14 protein-coding genes and 1 pseudogene are annotated in these 17,771 nt (G+C 62.3%); 4 read left to right on the top strand and 11 right to left on the bottom strand.

Annotation, left to right across the window (positions count from 1 at the left end):
• Positions 1-151: 151 nt before the first annotated feature.
• Together AC6JA3_RS10000 and AC6JA3_RS09995 are read left to right on the top strand one after the other, a co-directional pair.
• Positions 152-1,003: a DUF3097 domain-containing protein gene (locus tag AC6JA3_RS10000; protein WP_026540777.1), complete on the top strand. Its 852-nt coding sequence runs from the start codon at positions 152-154 to the stop codon at positions 1,001-1,003.
• Positions 1,004-1,123: 120 nt separating this feature from the next.
• Complete coding sequence (locus AC6JA3_RS09995; RefSeq protein WP_026540778.1) at positions 1,124-1,537, top strand: DUF4870 domain-containing protein; 414 nt, start codon at positions 1,124-1,126, stop codon at positions 1,535-1,537.
• Positions 1,538-1,621: 84 nt separating this feature from the next.
• Here AC6JA3_RS09995 and hemW read toward each other — a convergent pair whose 3' ends face one another.
• Together hemW and lepA are read right to left on the bottom strand one after the other, a co-directional pair.
• Positions 1,622-2,851 (bottom strand): radical SAM family heme chaperone HemW, encoded by a 1,230-nt coding sequence (hemW, locus tag AC6JA3_RS09990; protein ID WP_223943181.1) that lies wholly within the window; start codon positions 2,849-2,851, stop codon positions 1,622-1,624.
• On the bottom strand, positions 2,852-4,705 hold the full coding sequence (gene lepA, locus AC6JA3_RS09985) for a translation elongation factor 4 (protein ID WP_026540780.1): 1,854 nt from the start codon (positions 4,703-4,705) through the stop codon (positions 2,852-2,854). It abuts the gene before it with no gap.
• A 159-nt stretch (positions 4,706-4,864) separates the two neighbouring features.
• Here lepA and AC6JA3_RS09980 point away from each other — a divergent pair, with 159 nt between their 5' ends.
• Together AC6JA3_RS09980 and rpsT are read left to right on the top strand one after the other, a co-directional pair.
• Positions 4,865-5,392 (top strand): type II toxin-antitoxin system PemK/MazF family toxin, encoded by a 528-nt coding sequence (locus tag AC6JA3_RS09980; protein WP_026546867.1) that lies wholly within the window; start codon positions 4,865-4,867, stop codon positions 5,390-5,392.
• Between the two features lie 178 nt (positions 5,393-5,570).
• On the top strand, positions 5,571-5,831 hold the full coding sequence (rpsT, locus tag AC6JA3_RS09975; protein ID WP_026540782.1) for a 30S ribosomal protein S20: 261 nt from the start codon (positions 5,571-5,573) through the stop codon (positions 5,829-5,831).
• A gap of 106 nt (positions 5,832-5,937) precedes the next feature.
• On the opposite strand, the gene holA is transcribed toward rpsT, so the two are convergent.
• The 9 genes and pseudogenes from holA to AC6JA3_RS09930 all read right to left on the bottom strand — a co-directional run bounded on the left by holA (position 5,938) and on the right by AC6JA3_RS09930 (position 17,691).
• Complete coding sequence (gene holA / locus AC6JA3_RS09970; protein ID WP_223943182.1) at positions 5,938-6,954, bottom strand: DNA polymerase III subunit delta; 1,017 nt, start codon at positions 6,952-6,954, stop codon at positions 5,938-5,940.
• Positions 6,867-8,297 (bottom strand): ComEC/Rec2 family competence protein, encoded by a 1,431-nt coding sequence (locus AC6JA3_RS09965; RefSeq protein ID WP_223943183.1) that lies wholly within the window; start codon positions 8,295-8,297, stop codon positions 6,867-6,869. Before AC6JA3_RS09965 ends, holA begins: the two co-directional genes overlap by 88 nt.
• 319 nt (positions 8,298-8,616) lie before the next feature.
• Entirely contained in the window at positions 8,617-8,910 is a 294-nt protein-coding gene (locus tag AC6JA3_RS09960) for a ComEA family DNA-binding protein (protein WP_347783656.1), read from the bottom strand.
• A 54-nt stretch (positions 8,911-8,964) separates the two neighbouring features.
• A pseudogene (locus tag AC6JA3_RS09955) lies at positions 8,965-9,177 on the bottom strand (SLBB domain-containing protein); the annotation flags it as partial.
• 337 nt (positions 9,178-9,514) lie between these two features.
• Positions 9,515-10,549: a DegV family protein gene (locus AC6JA3_RS09950; protein ID WP_223943185.1), complete on the bottom strand. Its 1,035-nt coding sequence runs from the start codon at positions 10,547-10,549 to the stop codon at positions 9,515-9,517.
• An 8-nt stretch (positions 10,550-10,557) separates the two neighbouring features.
• A complete protein-coding gene (gene leuS, locus AC6JA3_RS09945; RefSeq protein WP_347783346.1) occupies positions 10,558-13,086 on the bottom strand; it encodes a leucine--tRNA ligase in 2,529 nt (842 codons plus the stop codon).
• 304 nt (positions 13,087-13,390) lie between these two features.
• Complete coding sequence (gene glpK, locus AC6JA3_RS09940) at positions 13,391-14,905, bottom strand: glycerol kinase GlpK (RefSeq protein WP_026540788.1); 1,515 nt, start codon at positions 14,903-14,905, stop codon at positions 13,391-13,393.
• Between the two features lie 78 nt (positions 14,906-14,983).
• Positions 14,984-15,736 carry an MIP/aquaporin family protein gene (locus AC6JA3_RS09935; RefSeq protein ID WP_223943187.1) on the bottom strand — a complete coding sequence of 251 codons (753 nt, stop codon included), beginning with the start codon at positions 15,734-15,736 and terminating at the stop codon, positions 14,984-14,986.
• A 170-nt stretch (positions 15,737-15,906) separates the two neighbouring features.
• Positions 15,907-17,691 (bottom strand): glycerol-3-phosphate dehydrogenase/oxidase, encoded by a 1,785-nt coding sequence (locus AC6JA3_RS09930; RefSeq protein ID WP_026540790.1) that lies wholly within the window; start codon positions 17,689-17,691, stop codon positions 15,907-15,909.
• Positions 17,692-17,771: the final 80 nt, after the last annotated feature.

Here is a 17,771-nt window from a genome sequence, read left to right as displayed (position 1 = left end):
CACCGGGGCCGGGTCCACTTAGCACTCAACATGCCCAAGTGCTAACCAGTCTAGTATGAGCCACCCCGTTGCTAGCATTGAACTTTCCCGGTCCAGCCCGATACAAACCAACCCGGCACAAAAATTACCCAGCAAAAAAGGTAGGAATTCCTTGGCATTCGACACGTGGGGTCCCCAGGACCTGTCAGCTCCTGCCAAACGTCAGCTGCCGGAGGTAGCAGTCCAGCGCGGGATGGTCCTTGAGGACGTCCAGTCGGGATGGGTGGGCGAAGTCACCCGCGTCGAAAAAACCGGCGGCATGCACATCGTGGCCCTTGAAGACAGGCGGGGCAAGACCAAGTCTTTCCAGCTTGGTTTCGGCTTCCTGCTTGAGGGGCAACCCATCCGGTTGATGCCCCCGGCCCCGCGCCAAGCGCCGTCGGCTGTCAGTAACGGGCGCACTGCTTCGGGTTCGGTACGGGTTCAGGGACACCGGGCACAGGTGGCCAAAGCCAGCCGTATCTGGGTGGAAGGCAAGCACGACGCCGAACTCGTCGAGAAGGTCTGGGGTGACGATCTCCGGGTAGAGGGCATAGTGGTGGAGCCCTTGCACGGTGTGGATGACCTCAAGTCTGCGATCTCCGCATTCAACCCCGGCCCCGGTCGACGCCTCGGCATCCTGGTGGACCACCTTGTGGACGGTTCCAAGGAATCACGGATCGCCGCTGACGCCATGACGGTTCCCGGAGCAGCAGGCAACGTCCTCATTGTTGGACATCCCTACATCGATGTGTGGCAGGCCATCAGACCCAAAGTGCTGGGCATTGAGGCCTGGCCGTCAGTGCCCCGCGGGACTGACTGGAAGACCGGGATTCTCTCTGCTTTCGGCTGGCCACACGAGAGCGCTGAGGACGTGGGCCTCGGCTGGCAGCGACTCCTTGGCGCCGTCCGAAGCTACGCCGATCTTGAAGCTTCACTGCTGGGCCGGGTGGAGGAAGTCATCGACTTCCTCACTGTTCCGTGACGTTGCCCCCAAAGCAGCAGCAAGTAACGTGTCATCTAGGCGTTTGTCCTGTGAAGCTGGTCGGGGCCGGTATTCTGGGACAGCAACACCGCAGCATCTTTACAGTAAAGGGAACACACCGTGGCAGAGAACGCTCCTGAAGAACCGGGCAGCGCCGCAGGCCAGCCCCAGTACCATGGCGCGCCTGCAAACGCGCTGCCTTTGACTGCCAGCGAGGACAGGCAGTGGGCTACTTTGGCACACTTCGGCGGCATTCTGGGTTGCCTGCCCTCGCTGCTGATCTACCTGATCTTCCGCGACCGCGGACCGTTCACGGCGCAGGAATCCAAGGAAGCGTTGAACTTCACCCTGCCTCCAACCATCGCCGCCGTTGTGGCGAACATCCTGGTGCTGCTGCCGGTGGTGGGCAACATCTTCGCCGTGATCGCCACCGGCATCTGGGTAGCCTTGACCTGCTTCTCAGTCTCGGCCGGAATCAGGGTCAACCATGGCCAACCGCACCGCTACAAGATCAACCTGCGCTGGGTTAAGTAACCCACCACGCCGCTGCCCGGCCAGGAGCTGGCCGGGTGCGAAAGCGTCAGCCGGGCAAACAGGCATCAGCTGGGCAACCAGGCATCAGTCGGGAAGAATCCTGCGGACCACGGCGTCCGCCAAGAGGCGGCCCTTCAGCGTAAGGATCAGGCGGCCCTTGAAGGCCTGCACGGGATCCACCAGTCCGTCGGCGATCAGCCCGGCCATTGCATGGCGCCCCACCGCGTCCAGGGCATCTACTGACAACCCTGTGCCAAGTCGGGCTTCGAGCATGATCCGTTCGACTTCCCGGGTTTCGGCATCCAGTGTTTCCCGGCCCGCTGCCGGCGAGCTTCCGTTGCCCAAACGTCCGGCATACGCCGAAGGATGCTTCACGTTCCACCAGCGGACACCCCCAACGTGGGAGTGCGCTCCAGGGCCGACGCCCCACCAGTCGTCACCGCGCCAGTAGGCCAGGTTGTGCCTGCATGCCTGCTCCGGAGTCCGGGACCAGTTGCTGACCTCGTACCAGTCCAGGCCGGCTTTGGAAATCAATTCATCGGCCAACTCGTATTTGGCCGCGTGATCGTCGTCGTCGATTCCGGGTACCTCACCGCGGCGGATCTGGGCCGCGAGTTTGGTGCCGTCTTCGACGATCAATGCGTAGGCACTGATGTGATCGGGCTGATAGGAAAGAGCCGTCTCGAGGGACAACCGCCAGTCCTCCATGGACTCCCCCGGCGTACCGTAAATGAGGTCCAGACTCACTGCGAGCCCGGCCTCTCGGGCCCACTGGACCACCAGCGGCACCCGGCTGGGGCTGTGCGTGCGGTCAAGGACCTTCAGCACGTGCGGTACCGCTGACTGCATGCCGAAGGAGACCCGGGTGAAGCCGGCATCGGCCAGCACTTTCAAGGACTCAGGGGTCACCGAGTCGGGATTGGCTTCGGTGGTTACCTCGGCTCCGGGCTCAAGCCCCCAGTGGTTGACCGCGGAGCGCAGAATCAGGGCCAGGTCTTCGGCAGGGAGGAGCGTGGGCGTGCCCCCGCCAAAGAAAACGGTACTCATTGGGCGCCGTGGCAGCCCTGAGGCCTCCAGCGCAATAGCCGCGAAGCCAAGCTCGGACACTGCTGTTGAAGCGTAGGCATCCTGCGAGGCCCCACCACCGAGCTCGGTGGCCGTGTAGGTGTTGAAGTCACAGTAGCCGCATCGAACGGCGCAAAACGGGATATGGACGTAGAGCCCGAACTTACGGTGCTCGACGCCGGCCAGCACCTGCGGCGGAAGAAGTCCGTCCGCAGGTGCTGGATCGCCCAAAGGTAGGACGCTGGGCATCTACTTCTTGGCCTTGTCCTTGGACTCGTCGGTGGTCAGGGCTGCGATGAATGCCTCCTGGGGCACCTCAACGCGGCCCACCATCTTCATGCGCTTCTTGCCTTCCTTCTGCTTTTCCAGAAGTTTGCGCTTACGGGTGATGTCACCGCCGTAGCACTTGGCAAGAACGTCCTTGCGGATGGCCCGGATGCTCTCGCGGGCAATAATGCGCGATCCGATGGCCGCCTGGATGGGAACCTCGAACTGCTGCCGTGGGATGAGCTCACGGAGCTTGCCGGTCATCATCACACCGTAGGCGTAAGCCTTGTCCCGGTGGGTGATGGCGCTGAAGGCATCGACTTGTTCACCCTGCAGCAGGATGTCCACCTTGACGAGGTCTGCAACCTGTTCGCCGTCGGCTTTCCAATCCAGCGAGGCGTAGCCGCGGGTCTTGGACTTCAGGAGGTCGAAGAAGTCGAACACAATCTCGGCCAACGGAATCCAGTAACGGAGCTCCACGCGGTCCTCGGAGAGGTAGTCCATGCCGCGCATCTGGCCGCGGCGGCTCTGGCACAGTTCCATGATGGACCCTACAAACTCGTTGGGTGCCAGGATGGTGGCCGAAACCATCGGCTCGCGAACCTCGGAGATCTTGCCCGTGGGGTACTCACTGGGGTTGGTGACGTGGATGACCTTTTTGTCTTCCAGGGTCACCTCGTACTCCACGTTGGGAGCTGTGGAGATAAGGTCCAGGTTGTACTCACGCTCAAGGCGCTCACGGGTGATTTCCAGGTGCAGCAAGCCGAGGAACCCCACGCGGAATCCGAAGCCCAGTGCCGCGGACGTCTCGGGCTCGTAGACCAGAGCGGCATCGTTGAGCATCAGCTTTTCAAGGGCGTCGCGAAGCACGGGGTAGTCGGTTCCATCCAGTGGATAGAGGCCGGAGAAGACCATCGGCTTTGCGTCAGCGTAACCGCTGAGTGACTCTGACGCCGGCTTGGCCAGATTGGTGACGGTATCTCCGACCTTGGACTGCCGGACATCCTTCACACCGGTGATCAGGTAACCGACTTCACCGACGCCAAGGCCCTTTGACGGCGTGGGCTCCGGGGAGCTCACGCCAATTTCCAGGAGCTCGTGCGTGGCCCTGGTGGACATCATCTGGATGCGCTCACGCGGGTGGAGCATGCCGTCCACCACGCGGACGTAGGTGACCACGCCGCGGTAGGTGTCATAAACGGAGTCGAAAATCATGGCGCGGGCCGGAGCATCGGGATCGCCCACGGGAGCAGGAAGATCGCGGACAATCTTATCCAGAAGGGCCTCAACGCCTACGCCGGTCTTACCGGAGACCTTGAGGACATCCTCAGGGTCTCCGCCAATGAGATTGGCAAGTTCTGCCGCGTACTTCTCAGGCTGGGCAGCCGGAAGGTCGATCTTGTTCAGCACGGGAATGATGGTGAGGTTGTTTTCCATTGCCAGGTACAGGTTGGCAAGGGTCTGGGCCTCAATGCCCTGGGCAGCATCCACCAGCAGCACTGCGCCTTCACAAGCGGCGAGCGAGCGGGAAACCTCATAGGTGAAGTCGACGTGGCCGGGGGTATCAATCATGTTCAGGGCGTAGCTGTTGCCATCAAGTTCCCACGGCATGCGGACAGCCTGGGACTTGATGGTGATGCCGCGTTCACGTTCGATATCCATGCGGTCCAGATACTGGGCCTTCATGTCGCGTTGCTTAACGACGCCGGTGTACTGCAGCATGCGGTCGGCCAGGGTGGACTTACCGTGGTCAATGTGGGCAATGATGCAGAAGTTCCGGATGATGGCCGGATCTGTTGCGGCGGGCACCGGTGCGGTGCGGGCCATGGGAGACACGCAGGATCCTTACTGTCGACACTCACGCGGCAATTCCTGGAACCGGGCATAGGCCAGCCGGAACACGCCACGCATCTGATCCTCTAGTCTCCCATGAACCAGGGCTTCGCCGTACATTGCATGCCCGGCCTTGGCAGCACGCCGCTGTAGCGTGGTCACATGGCTTTCGACTTGCGCCCTTTGGGCAAACTTCTCCTGCGATCATTCAGGGCCCTCGGCGGCAACAGCACTAAAGCAGCCACTCCCCCAGGTGCCGGCAGGACGAAGGCCCTGCGGACCGACGTCGTACATCGGCAAAGCGCCTATCCCGGCGACTTCCGCGGTTCGCTCAAGGTCAGCTACTCCCCCAAACCCGATGGCCGGCCAGACCCCGGTGAGATTGTGTGGAGCTGGGTTCCCTACGAAGAGGACCACACCCAAGGCAAAGACCGTCCCGTCCTTTTGGTGGGGCGGGACAAGGAGTGGCTCCTGGGCCTGATGCTGACGTCCAAGGACCACGATAAAGGCGCGCGTTCGGACGACTACGTCGACATAGGAACCGGCCCTTGGGACCGGCAAGGCAGACCGAGCGAGGTCAACATTGGGCGCGTCATCAGGCTGGATCCCGGTGCGATCAGACGCGAAGGGGCCGTCCTGGGGAAGTCCCGGTTCCGGGAGGTTGCCCGGGCCCTCCAGGCGCGAGAGTAGACGGTTTTCACCCGCGGTTCTGTGTTGAGTGCAACTTTCTGCTATCCTTTATAGCTGTGTGTCCGTGCAGGTCGACGGCCCCACATGGTTGGCTGCCATAGGTATCCCCACGCCGCTCAGTCGATGGCCAACCTGAAAACCCTCTAGACCATTTCCGCATTAAAAAGAGAGTTCATACGTGGCTAATATCAAGTCCCAGAAGAAGCGCATCCTCACCAACGAGAAGGCACGCCTGCGTAACAACGCAGTCAAGTCCGAGCTGAAGACGGCCATCCGCGCCGTAAGCACTGCCGTTGAGTCTGCTGACAAGGATGCTGCTGGAACTGCACTTGCTGCTGCCAGCCGCAAGCTGGACAAGGCTGTCAGCAAGGGCGTTATTCACAAGAACAACGCTGCAAACCGCAAGTCGGCGATCTCCAAGAAGGTCAACGCACTCTAAGGTTTTACAGTTCGACTGAGCTGATCAAAAGGCCGGCACCCATCGGGTGCCGGCCTTTGGGTTTAACCTGCCGTGGAAACGGCCAGGCGACAACGCATGCCGGACCTCAGCGGCGACTTGCCGAGGTCGCAATCACCGTCACGGCGTGTTCCACGGCGTACACGGGGTCCCGCGACTCGCCCTTCACCTGTGCGTCCGCTTCCGCGATGACCTGGATGGAGCGGATCAGACCCTCTGGGGTCCACCGCCGGACGTCCCGCTGTGCCTGCTCAACAAGCCAGGGCTGCATTCCCAAATTTTTTGCGATGGTCGCTGGCGAACCATTGGCCCCCGCAACTTTTGCCAACGTCCGCAGCTTGGCCGCCAGCGCTGCAACCAAGGGAACCGGGTCCACCCCCGTGGCAAGGGCGTGCCTCAGGGTCGACAGTGCCACCGGCCCGTTCCCGGCCATCGCAGCATCCGCCACTTTGAATGCCGTTGCTTCGACCCTGCCGCCGTAGTAGCGTTCCACGGTCTCCGCCGTCACAGCGGTAGTGGCATCGGCGATCAACTGGTTGCACGCCGCTGCCAGCTCGGAAAGGTTGGCGCCCACAGCGTTCACCAGCGCCTGGACAGCTTCGCCCTCAATGCGGCGGCCTCCAGCACTGAACTCCGAGACGACGAATGCTGTCTTGTCCGAGTCCTTCTTCAGCGGCTGGCAATCGATGACGGGCCAGCCGGCGGACTTCACGGCATCGAGCAACTTTTTGCCGCGCACCCCTCCGGCATGGCGCAACACGAGGACGACGTCCTGGTCCGGATGCTGGAGATAGGCCAGCCCGTCCGCGAGGAAGGCGTCATTCATGGACTCGAGGCCCTCGACCTCAATCAGCTTGCCCTCACCGAAAAGGGACGGCGTGACGGTCATCGCCAGGGAACCGACCTCGTAGGAGGCTGCGTTCAGCCGGCTGAGCTCGACGTCAGGGGTGGTGCCTCGCACCTGGGTCCGGATGGCGTCGATGGCCCGGATACCGAGATAATCTTCCGGTCCCATGATCAGGACGACGGCGGCCGGTGCCGCATCCCGCCAACTGACGGTGTTCGCCGCGACGCTCTTGGCCCGGGTGTTTTGGGCAGCAGCCACAGGTGGTTCCTTCCGGACGTTTCTTTGCAGGATTCAAGTCTGCCATGTTTGGTAGTGCCCTGCTCCCGGGGTGCCAACAGAGAATCGAGTCGCGTTGCAACAACCCCGTGCAGTTCCATGACGCGACGCTTCACATCTGCAGGGTGCAGCGCCATCCATACGGCCAGGAGTGTCACCACCGAGGAGAGCACCATTGCCGCTATCCCAACGGGCCCCTCGGCCCAGGCCAGAGCAGCTCCGGGTAATCCGGAAAAGAACCGTGCCACTCCCGCAACCATCCCAGCGCAGGTCCCGGCGACAGCGATGGGCACCACCGCGAGCCAGGGCAGTGCAGTGGCCAGAGCCACGGCGATCGTACCGAAGATTGTTACCGGCGCTACCAAAGGACCGGCCACGACATTGGCAATCAGAGCGAACGTTGTGAACTGTGGTTGAAGAGCTATGATCACGGGGCCGCACAGCAGCTGCGCAGACAACGGCACGGCAATGCCGGCAGCCAACCACCGTGGTACCCAGTCAGGGATCCACGACGCGATGCGTGCCGCAAGCAGCACAATTCCGAGCGTCGCCAGGATCGAGAGCAGAAACCCCACGTTGGCGGCCATTGCTGGGTCCAGCAGTAGCAGGATGGTTGTGGCGAGGCAGAGGAAAGTCAAGGAACGTCCACGCAGACCACCCGTCAAAGCAGCCAATCCCACCGCCCCCATGACTGCGGCCCGTAAGACGCTTGGATCCGGCCCCACCATCATGACAAAGGCAAAGAGGCCGCATGCTGCAAAGATCCCGGCTGCCGGGCGTGGAAGCCGAAAACACCGCGCCAACAAAATGAAGCCACCTAGGATAAGAGAACAGTTGGCTCCCGAAACGGCCGTTAGGTGCGTCATTCCCGTGGTCTTCATGGCCGTTTCCAGGCTTTCCGGCAAGGCGCTGGTGTCGCCTGTCACCATTCCGGGAAGCAAGCCCGCCGCATCCGGAGGCAGCCAGTCAGCAGCGGAGACAAACCGTTTCCTGACGTCGGCCGCAGTTTGCCTGGCATCGAACCCGGAGTCCGTCACGACAGGAGCAGAGGACGCGCTGAGAAGCGCTGCTTCTGGTTGCCCCTCCCGCACCTGCTTCAGCGTTCCGGTTGTTCTGACGCTCTGCCCCGCCCGCACATTCTGCCAGGCAGCACCACCCGTCACAACGATGTCGGCAGTTCCACGCACCACCCTCCCGTTGGACGTGAGATCTATCAGGCTCGCATCAACCGTCCACCTGCCGTCACTGGAATGCCCCGGTGCAGGCGCCGGTGCGGGGCTGCCCGTGATGAGTATGTGGACGAGGACCCCATCATCGGCTGCCATTGCCGGGGCCAGTGGTCCCTTCTCACGGTTGTCTGCAATGACAGCACAATGAACCCCAACAGCGGCGCCCAGCACACATGCGAGGGCGAGTGTGGCAAACAGAGTTCTGGGCCTTAGTCCGGAAGGCCTTTGTCCGGAAGGCCTTTGTCGATGTCCCACAACCAGGAGCACCCCTCCCAGCAAGCCCAGGGCACCCGCCAACACAGCAGACCAGACTGCATCACTGAAGCAACCCATCAGCGCAGCTGACCAGGTGATCACCGCCACCGGCACCAGCCTCAGGTCCAGGCGTTTTCCCGTTTCCGGACCTCCGGCAGACTCAGCCACCCTGCACCGTCACCAACTCCTTCAGTGACTCCATGAGCTTGGGTCCGATCCCATCTATGGCGTCCAGTTCGTCCACCGATGCGAAGGCTCCGTGCTCTTTCCTCCAGTCGAGAATTCGCTGGGCAGTTACTGGACCCACCCGAGGCAAAGTCCCCAATTCCTCCAAGGTGGCTGTGTTGATATTGACCTTGGTTGTACTGCCGCTCGAGTTGCCGGTAGCGGCACCGCTGCCTTCAAGCGGGGAGGGGGCAGCATTCGGGGCCTCCCCCGCCACGGGAACAACCACTTTAACTCCATCGCTAAGCACCTCGGCAAGGTTCAGCCCGGAAAGTTCAGCCTCGGGAGTTGCACCTCCGGCGGCATCTATGGCTTGGAAGACGCGGCTACCGAGCGGCAACGAAACGACACCGGGCTTATTGACGGCTCCCGCGACATGAACAAGGAGACTCCCCTGTGGCTCCGTGGCTGCTGACTGAGTTGGTTCTGAGGAATCCGGAACAGCAGGGCCAACAGATGCAGAAGGATCCAGCTGTTCTGATGATGGCCGGTCCATTGACGACTGCCATATAGACCACGCAATGAGCCCTGACCCTACGATGGCCAGGAGTACGGCCACTCGCCAGGGTGTCCGCCACCGAAGGCGGGGACCGCGAACCGAGGCGTCCTGCTCTTCCTCATCACGACCGGAAAAGAGCAGATCAGTGCCTGGCAGTTCCAGCAATGGAGAACTCGGACTGCCGCCCGCCATTCGGGAAGTAAAGCGCTGCCGTGCTGCCTGGGCTGCGGCATCTGGGGACGCATCCCGGTTCCGGCGTGGCATACAACGAGCCTATTGCCGGCAATCCGATGACTGCCGGGGCCAAAGGCGCTATGTGGATAAGAGGGACGAATCAGTCCGACGGCGTGCTGCTCTCCCCCACAATGACCGCCAGAACGCCCAAGCCCGCATGCGCAGCCAGAACAGCCGGAAGGGCACTGATCTGGGGCGGCGGGCACGTGGGACATTTCTCATTGAGCCTTGCAGCCAGGGCTTCGGCCTCCACCTGATTGCCAAAGTGGTGAACTGCCAGGCGTTGCTGCCCAGCCGGACGTGATGCGACATCCGCAGCAACGATCTCTTCCAACCGGGCGATGGCGCGCACAGCGGAACGGACCTTTTCCAACGGAACGATCTTGCCGCCGTCGACCGCCAATATAGGTTTGATCGCCAGAACCGTACCGAAAAGAGATGCAGCGGCACCGATTCGGCCTCCACGGCGCAACTGTTCAAGGCTGGGAACGTAGAAATAGACCTTGGTGCGCTCCATGCGCCGCTCGGCGAACCCGCGGACTTCCCCTGATTCCTGTCCATCAGCGGCGGCAACCACCGCGCTCTGGACCCCCATGCCCTGCGCCATACCCACTGTTCGGGAATCCACCACCTCAACGGGAATGCCGACACGGGCTGCAGCCAGGCGGGCGGCATCGGCGGTTCCGGAGAGTTCGGAGGAGATGTGAATGGACACCACGGATTCAAAACCGCGGCGCTGGGCTGCAAGGTAGGCCTGTTCAAACTGCCCGGGTGATGGCCGCGACGTCTTGACCGAGGCGCCCGAGGCGAGAGCCAAAGACAGGGTTTGGGTGATGTCGTCCTCGCCCTCGCCGTAAATTTCGTTGCCCACCATGACCGGCATGGGAACCACTGCAAGGCGTCCGTCAGCGGTAAAGGCCGATACCCAGTCCGGCGGCAGGGCAGCGGCGGAGTCAGTGACGACTGCAGTCTTGACGACGGCGGCCAGCGGCACGTCAGCCACTGGAGCCGGCGCTGTGGGCTGCCTGAGGCGCGCCACTCTTTCCTTGAGCCATATCCATGCGGGTGGTTCTCGCTCAGGCACGCAACCTCCAAAGATGATGGCCGGCCGCCGGCACAGTGCCGGCGACCGCACAATCCCCGCTAGGCAGGGACGATGTTCACCAGTTTAGGTGCCCGAACGATCACGGTGCGGATGCCGCGGCCGTCCATGGCCCGCTGAACGTTTTCGGAGGCCAAAGCGAGCTCACGGAGCTCGTCCTCTGTGACGTCCGGCGAAACTTCCAGGCGGTCGCGAACCTTGCCTTGGACCTGAACCACAGCGGTAACGGTGTCCTGCACCAGCAGCGCGTCGTCGTGCGTGGGCCAGCCTGCGTTGGCTACTGAAGCCGGGTGGCCGAGGGTGTTCCAGAGGTCTTCGGCCGTGTATGGCGCAAAGAGGCTCAGGATCACTGCAACGGCTTCCACCGCTTCGCGAACGGCGGGGTCCGCTGCACCTGCACCTGAGTCGATGGTCTTGCGGGTAGCGTTGACCAACTCCATCAGACGGGCCACCACAACGTTGAACTTGTTGTTGTCCAACAGTTCCGCGGCATCGGCAATGGTCTTGTGCGTGACTGTGCGCAGGGCGCGGTCACCAGTTGCCGGGTCTACTCCTGGCTCACTGCTGACGTCCTGGCCCAGCCGCCAGGCCCGGGCCAGGAACTTTGCCGAACCCGACGGCGAGACGTCCGCCCAGTCGACGTCGTCCTCCGGTGGGGAGGCGAAGACCATGGTGAGGCGCACGGCGTCGACGCCGAACTTGTCCAGCTGCTCCCCCAGGTCCACACCGTTGCCCAGGGACTTGCTCATGGCTTTGCCGCCATTGAGCACCTGGCCCTGGTTGAGCAGGGCCGTGAACGGTTCGTTGGCTTCGATCAGGCCAATGTCCTTGATGACCTTGGTGAAGAAGCGCGCGTACAGCAAATGCAGGATGGCGTGCTCGACGCCGCCCACGTACTGTCCCACCGGCATCCAGTTGTTGATCTTTTCGGGATCGAACGGGCCTTCGGTGTAGTCAGGAGAGACGAAGCGCAGGAAGTACCAGGACGAGTCCACGAACGTGTCCATGGTGTCGGTATCGCGCTGGGCGGCCCGGCCACAATTGGGGCACTCCACGTTGACCCACTCGACGGCGGCGGCCAACGGGGAGGTTCCCTTCGGCGACAACGCCTCACCGCGCAGGTTATCGGGCAACCTGACCGGCAGCTGGTCATCGGGGACGGGCACTTCTCCACATTCACCGCAGTGGATGATGGGGATGGGGGTGCCCCAGAAACGCTGGCGGCTCAGCAGCCAGTCACGCAACCGGAAGTTGACAAACTTCTCGCCCGTTCCGAGCTTCTCCAGGATCTGGATCGCAGCCGGAATTGCCTCGGACTTGGACAAGCCATCCAGGTCACCGGAATTCTTCAGGGTGCCTTCGCCGGCAGTGGCTACGCCAGTCTCTGCAGGATCCTCGGCACCGGTCTCCAGCACTGCCCGGACAGGCAGGTTGAAGGCCTTGGCGAAGTCCAGGTCACGCTGGTCGTGCGCAGGCACGGCCATGATGGCACCCGTGCCGTAGTCGGCCAGCACATAATCAGCGGCCCATACCGGGAGCTTCTCGCCGTTGAGGGGGTTGATGGCGTAGCGGCCGGTAAAGACGCCGGTCTTCTCACGTTCAGTGGACTGGCGCTCAATTTCCGAGAGTGCCTTGACCTTCTCGCGGTAGGCCATGAGTTCGTCGTGCTGTTCCGGGGTGACCAGGTCCAAAGCCAAATGCGCGTCAGCTGCGACCACGAAGAACGTAGCACCGTAGAGGGTGTCCGGACGCGTGGTGAAGACAGTAACTTCGCGCTCGGCCCGGTCTTGGGTGGCTTCGATGACGAACCGCACGTGGGCGCCTTCGGAGCGGCCGATCCAGTTGCGCTGCATTGCCAGAACGCGTTCAGGCCAGTGGCCCTGCAGCTGGTCCATGTCCTCCAGCAAGCGGTCTGCGTAGTCGGTGATCTTGAAGTACCACTGGTTCAGGGACTTCTTGGTAACAGGCGTGCCGCAGCGCTCACAAGCGCCGTTGACAACTTGCTCGTTTGCCAGAACCGTGAGGTCCTTGGGGCACCAGTTGACCGGTGAATCCTTGCGGTAGGCGAGGCCACGTTCGTAGAAGCGCTTGAACAGCCACTGGGTCCACCGGTAATACTCGGGATCCGAGGTGTGGATGCGGCGTGACCAGTCGGCAGAGATGGCATAGCGCTTGAACGAGGCCGCCTGGGTATCAATGTTGGCGTAGGTCCACTCACTGGGGTGCGCGTTGCGCTTGATCGCAGCATTCTCAGCAGGCAGGCCAAAAGAGTCCCAGCCAATGGGGTGCAGGACGTCAAAGCCCTTCTGGCGCAAGTAGCGGGCAACCACATCGCCCATGGCAAAGGCTTCGGCGTGGCCCATGTGAAGGTCGCCGGAAGGGTAGGGGAACATGTCAAGCACGTAGCGGCGCTCCCGCGAACCGTCGTCGGCCGGCGTGAAGACTTTGAGGTCTTCCCAGACCTGCGGCCACTTGGCTTCCATCGCAGCGAAGCTGTAGACGCCCTCTTCAGGCGTTTCAGCTGCGGCTGCCTGTGCTGTTCCGGTCTCTGTCTCCGGCTGAACGCTCACTGCTGCCCTCTTCTGTTCTTTGGTGGCGGTTTTGACTCCTGCTATGGGACCGGAAGGTCCCGGACACACAAAAGCCCCTCAACAATGGAGGGGCGGCCGCACGGCTAAATAAAGCCGGGCGGCTAGCTAAGCAGAAGGATCGCACGCATAGATCTACAATAGCGCACGATTATCCATCCACTCACCGGCAAATCATGGTTGGCGGCGCATCGCCAAACGTCGAAAAAGGGGCCGATGACTCCCCGCCATGGTGTGGTGGGCACCGCGAAGCGGGCAGGCGGGAGTCATCGGCCCCTTTTTTGAACTACTTAACGTCCTCGTCGACCCAATCCATGGATTTGGTTACGGCCTTCTTCCAGAGCCGCAGCTGGCGCTCCTGCTCCTCTGCCGGCAGCTGCGGTTCCCAACGCTTGTCCTCGTTCCAGTTGGCGCTGAGCTCGCCCAGGTCCTTCCAGAATCCGACGGCCAGGCCGGCTGCGTAGGCCGCGCCCAGGGCAGTGGTTTCCACAACCTTCGGCCGGACCACCGGTACACCAAGGATGTCGGCCTGGAACTGCATGAGGGCCTCGTTGGCGACCATGCCGCCGTCGACCTTCAACTCGGTGAGCGGAACGCCGGAGTCCGCGTTGACGGCGTCCAGCACCTCCCGGGTCTGGAAGGCAGTTGCTTCCAAGGCTGCCCGGGCAATGTGCCCCTTGTTCGCGAAACGGGTCAGTCCAACGATGGCGCCGCGGGCGTCTGCGCGCCAGTACGGTGCGAACAGGCCCGAGAAGGCGGGGACAATGTAAACGCCGCCGTTGTCCTTCACACCGGCAGCCAATTCCTCTACTTCCGGGGCGGAGCTGATCATGCCCAGGTTGTCGCGGAGCCATTGGATCAAGGAGCCGGTGACCGCGATGGAGCCTTCAAGCGCGTAGTGCGGTTTGGCGTCTCCGAGCTTGTATCCCAGCGTGGTGAGGAGTCCGTTCTTGGAGTGAACGATTTCCTCGCCAGTGTTGAAGATCAGGAAACAGCCAGTGCCGTAGGTGTTCTTCGCTTCGCCAGCCTGGAAGGCCGCCTGGCCGAACGTTGCTGCCTGCTGGTCTCCCAGGATGCCGGCCACGGGTGTTTCGCGCAGAAGCTGCGATGTGTGGACCTGGCCGTAGACCTCGGAGGAGGACTTGATGGTTGGCATCATGGAGGCAGGAACGCCGAAGACATCCAGGATTTCCTGGTCCCATTGGAGCGTCTCAAGGTCCATGAAGAGGGTGCGGGACGCGTTGGTGACATCGGTGACGTGGACGCCGCCGTCCACTCCGCCGGTCAGGTTCCACAGGACCCAGGCGTCGGTGTTGCCAAACAGGAGGTCACCGGCTTCGGCGCGTTCGCGGGCGCCATCGACGTTGTCCAGGATCCATTTGATCTTGGTGCCGGAGAAGTAGGTGGCCAGCGGGAGGCCGACCTTCTGCTTGAACCGTTCGAGCCCGCCATCCTGGGCCAGCTGGTCAACGATCGGCTGGGTACGGGTGTCCTGCCAAACAATGGCATTGTAGACAGCCTCGCCGGTGTTCTTGTCCCACACCACAGCAGTTTCGCGCTGGTTGGTGATTCCGACAGCGGCGATGTCGTGCCGGGTCAGGTTCGCCTTGGACAGCGCCGAGGCGATGACCTCACGGGTGTTGTTCCAGATTTCGGCGGGGTTGTGCTCAACCCATCCGGCCTGGGGGAAGATCTGCTCGTGTTCCATCTGGCCGGTGGAGACGATGTTGCCGGAGTGGTCGAAGACGATTGCGCGGGAGCTTGTGGTGCCCTGATCAATGGCGATGACGTATTGATTCATGGTGACGTCCTTGTCTGGGTTCTAATCGTTACTGGTTGCTGGTGGTGAATGAGGGTGTGTGCGGTCGAGTGGGGCGGATCAGCCGGCGATCGCGGGCATGATGTCGGGAACCCACATGGCCACGAGGCCTGCAAGTGCGCCACCAACCAGCGGTCCCACGACAGGGATCCAGGAGTAGGCCCAGTCACTGCTGCCCTTGCCCTTGATGGGAAGGAGGGCATGTGCAATGCGCGGGCCGAGGTCACGGGCAGGGTTGATGGCGTAGCCGGTGGGTCCACCGAGGGAAACACCAATACCAACCACGAGCAGCGCTACTGCCAGCGGCCCGAGGCCCGAAGGGGTGCCGCCGAAGGTCAGGATGACGAAGACCAGGACGAACGTGCCGATGATTTCGGTGACGAGGTTCCAGGGGGTGGAACGGATGGCCGGACCGGTGGAGAAGGTTCCGAGCTTGTTCGCCGCCAGGGGTTCTTCATCGAAGTGCTGCTTGTAAGCGAGCCAGCAAACTACGGCACCCAGGAAGGCGCCCAGCAATTCAGCGCCGAAGTAGGTCAGGGTGGACGCGAAATCCACGGGAACGCCGGGGGCGTATTCTGCTTTTTGATTGACCAGCAGGCCCAACGTCACGGCCGGGTTCAGGTGCGCGCCGGACTTTGCAGCCACAAAAACGCCCGCGAAGACCGCAATACCCCAGCCCCACGTCACCATCAGGAACCCGGCGTTGTTGCCCTTGGTGCCTTTGAGCGCGACGTTTGCCACGACACCGCAACCCAGCAGGGTCAGCATCATGGTTCCGAATACTTCGGAAAGGAAAACAATTCCAAGAGACATCTTTGACTCCTCATTTTTCTGTTGTCGGCCCCCTCGCGGGTGACGAGGCCGTTTGGGACGGTTCCGGTGTGGGGAACCGTCCCGGTGCAGTGGTCCCCCGTCGGGACCACTTGCCCTCTTCCGTCCCTGCCGCACGCAGGGACGGTCAAGCTGTTAAGCGCTGTTGCGGCTCAGGCTACGAGACTGTGAACGTCAACCTTGTGGAAGCGCTTCAGTACGTCCTGGGCGTGGCGGATTTCGGCTTCCCGGGCAGCAGCGTCCCAGCCCAGCGGTTCGGCCAGTGCAGCAGCAATCTCGTTGAGCAGCTCGCCGGTAACCAGGCCACGGAACGCCAGGGATGTCCGGCGGATCAGGACATCAATGAGGTGCCCGATCTGCTCATGCTCTGCCATGAATGCCAGCTCACGGACGCTCAGTTCGCGCGTGGAACGCAACGGCTGGTCCTGTCCTGCGTTGAGGTATTCAATGACCGCCTCGGCCCTGGTTCCGTAACGTGTCAGCAGCCCGGCAACCCGGTCTGCGTCCAGGCCCGGACCCATGTGCTTCTTGATCCATTCCTGCTCGCCCTGTTCAGTGGCAGGGAAGCCGGCGCCTCCACCGATGGCGAGTTTCGCCGTCGAGACTTTGCGCTCCATGCCCAGTTCGCGCAGGACGTCGTTGGTCATGTGCTCGGCCAAGGCGCGGAACGTCGTCCACTTGCCGCCTACCAGGCTGAGTACGACGGCGGCCTTGCCGCCTGGCGTTGCCACCGCACCGTCACCGGTGCGGACGCTGCGCTCAATGCGGTAGTCACGCGAGACGAAGCCCGGCTGGGTTTCGTCGTGGCGGGGCAGCGGACGGACGCCTGCGAAGCTGTAGACGATCTGGTCCCGCTCCACCTTGATGGTGGGGAACACATGCCCGACGAGGTCAAAGAAGTAGTCGATCTCTTCTTCGGTGCAGACGGCGTCTTCGGACATATCTGCGTCCACATCCGTGGTGCCTACCAGCACGCGGTCCCCCATGGGGTAGATCAGGACGATGCGGCCGTCAGTGTGCTCGAAGAAGATTTCCCGGCCGTTACAGGCGGCAAGTAGTTCCGGATGATCCAGGACAATGTGCGAGCCCTTGGTGCCGCCCATGAACTTGCTGACTGCGCCCATGGCCTGGTTGGTGAGGTCCACCCAGGCACCGGTGGTGTTGACGATCACATCTGCCTGGAACTCAAACTCCCTGCCGGTGAGTTCATCACGGAGCAGGACCCCGTCCTGCCCCATGGAAACGAGGGAGACGTAGTTGCTGGCGCGGGCACTTCCACCGGGAAGGCCGCCGCCAAGACCTGCCTTCTCGCCATCCTGGAGGACATCGAGGGTCAGGCGCTCAGGGTTGTGGACCGAGGCATCGAAGTAGGTTGCCGCGTACTTGATCCCCGAGTGAAGCTTGGGAAGCTCCGCGAGGGCCCTGGTACGTCCGCGGAACTGGTGGCGGGGTACGCTTCCGCCGTCACGGGAGAAGAAGTCATACATGCTCAGGCCCACCTTGATGAGGAAGGCTCCGCGTTCCTTGGGCTTGCCCTGCTTGTGGGTCAGGAAACGCATGGGTGCGGAGAGGATTCCGGAGAAGGTGCTGAAGATGGGGATGGTGGTCTGCAGTGGCTTGACGTAGTGCGGGGCGATCCGCAGGAGCCTGTTGCGCTCAACCACGGATTCCTGGACCAGGCGGAATTCACCGTTTTCGAGGTAGCGGATGCCACCGTGGATCATGTGGGAAGAGGCGCCGCTGGCACCTTGGCAGTAGTCGCCACGTTCAACAAGGGCGACATCCACACCTTGCAGGGCAAGATCGCGGAACGTTCCCACGCCGTTGATGCCTCCGCCGATGATGAGTACCTTTGCCGTGGGCCGCTCCTGCAGTGCAACGACGGAGTCGCGCTGCTGTGCGTGTTGTGAGGTACCGGAAATCCTGTTGTGTCCCAAAACTGCTCCCTTGGGCTTGGTTCGTGCGCCGCGCCTATCGCTGCTGCACCGTTCACCACTAATCTTGCGAAGGTGGAAAA

It is taken from the genome of Arthrobacter sp. TmtSoilC79 (assembly GCF_059739405.1).
This window is presented reverse-complemented; position numbering and strand designations above follow the sequence as displayed.

What these genes read in the sequence shown, in the direction of transcription:
- AC6JA3_RS09980 (WP_026546867.1), top strand. Translation starts at nt 4,865, where the DNA reads ATGGCTTTCGACTTGCGCCCTTTGGGCAAACTTCTCCTGCGATCATTC.
- hemW (WP_223943181.1), bottom strand. Translation starts at nt 2,851, where the DNA reads ATGCCCAGCGTCCTACCTTTGGGCGATCCAGCACCTGCGGACGGACTT.
- AC6JA3_RS09965 (WP_223943183.1), bottom strand. Translation starts at nt 8,297, where the DNA reads ATGGCAGCCGATGATGGGGTCCTCGTCCACATACTCATCACGGGCAGC.
- glpK (WP_026540788.1), bottom strand. Translation starts at nt 14,905, where the DNA reads ATGAATCAATACGTCATCGCCATTGATCAGGGCACCACAAGCTCCCGC.
- AC6JA3_RS09935 (WP_223943187.1), bottom strand. Translation starts at nt 15,736, where the DNA reads ATGTCTCTTGGAATTGTTTTCCTTTCCGAAGTATTCGGAACCATGATG.